Here is an 887-nt window from a genome sequence, read left to right on the forward strand (position 1 = left end):
CCGGTGTCGGCGATTCGGGGCGCTGCACGGGCTTCGGCCGCGCGACTTCGCGATGCGGCTTCTTCGGCGCTTCCGGTTCCTCCGGGTGCGTCGGCGCGGGCACGGGCGGCATCGTCAGCGGTTCGCCGGCGGTTTCCTCGATGGGCTCGACGAGCGCCTCGCTGATTGGCGCGGGCGGGTTCTGGACCGGCAGCAGCCCGCAGCCGGACAGCAGCGCGGTGGCGGCGAGAATCAGGAAGACCGTCGAGGACGGCAACGACTTGCTGCGGGATGCGGGAAACGGAAGTCCGCCGCTCATTGACACTCACTCCATGGGTCGGGGGCGGCCCGAGGGCACGCGGCTGGCGATGGATGGCGGGTGCGGGCGGCGCACCACGCGAGGTGAGATTTTAACGTGTCTTGCTTTCAGGACCGATTTCGATGGCTTGCTGGAGGCGGACTGTCGGGAAAAGGAAGGGATCGTGGGGTGGGGGATGAGGCTGGATGCCGGCTGCCGCTAACGCCAAGGCTGAGGCTGAGGCTGAGGCTGAGGCTGAGGCTGAGGCCAAGGCCAAGGCCAAGGCCAAGGCCAAGGCCAAGGCTAAGGCTAAGGCTAAGGCTAAGGCTAAGGCTAAGGCTAAGGCTAAGGCTAAGGCTAAGGCGCCCGATCGTCTGCGACGATGCGGGCGCCGTGCCGGCCTGCCGCTTACTTGACCAGCGAGCCGAGTGTCGTCGTCACGGGGGCGAGCACGCCGCCACCCGTCTTCGAGAGCGCACCGGTGCCGCTGCCGCCCGTCAGCCCCGCGACGGGCGAGCCGCCGGCCGCGCCCGACACTGCACCAGTCACGGTGCCGACCGCCGACGTGAGCGCACCTGCCGGGTTGCTGCCGCCCGTCGCGCCGCCGAGT

At 69.6% G+C, this 887-nt stretch carries 1 protein-coding gene and 2 pseudogenes; 1 reads left to right on the plus strand and 2 read right to left on the minus strand.

Annotation, left to right across the window (positions count from 1 at the left end; translation table 11 throughout):
* Nucleotides 1-298 (minus strand): annotated as a pseudogene (locus tag G3N99_RS41045) (PRC-barrel domain containing protein); the annotation flags it as partial.
* Between the two features lie 185 nt (nucleotides 299-483).
* Between G3N99_RS41045 and G3N99_RS41050 the strand changes: the two are divergent.
* A complete protein-coding gene (locus tag G3N99_RS41050) occupies nucleotides 484-693 on the plus strand; it encodes a hypothetical protein (RefSeq protein WP_206125290.1) in 210 nt (69 codons plus the stop codon).
* Here G3N99_RS41050 and G3N99_RS41055 read toward each other — a convergent pair.
* Nucleotides 686-887: pseudogene (locus G3N99_RS41055) on the minus strand (collagen-like triple helix repeat-containing lipoprotein); the annotation flags it as partial. The gene G3N99_RS41050 and the pseudogene G3N99_RS41055 overlap by 8 nt on opposite strands.

It is taken from the genome of Burkholderia sp. Ac-20392 (assembly GCF_017104585.1).
Taxonomy (GTDB): Bacteria; Pseudomonadota; Gammaproteobacteria; order Burkholderiales; family Burkholderiaceae; genus Burkholderia; species Burkholderia lata.

Coding starts and splice junctions, on each gene's coding strand:
- G3N99_RS41050 (WP_206125290.1), top strand. CDS start 484: ATGCCGGCTGCCGCTAACGCCAAGGCTGAGGCTGAGGCTGAGGCTGAG.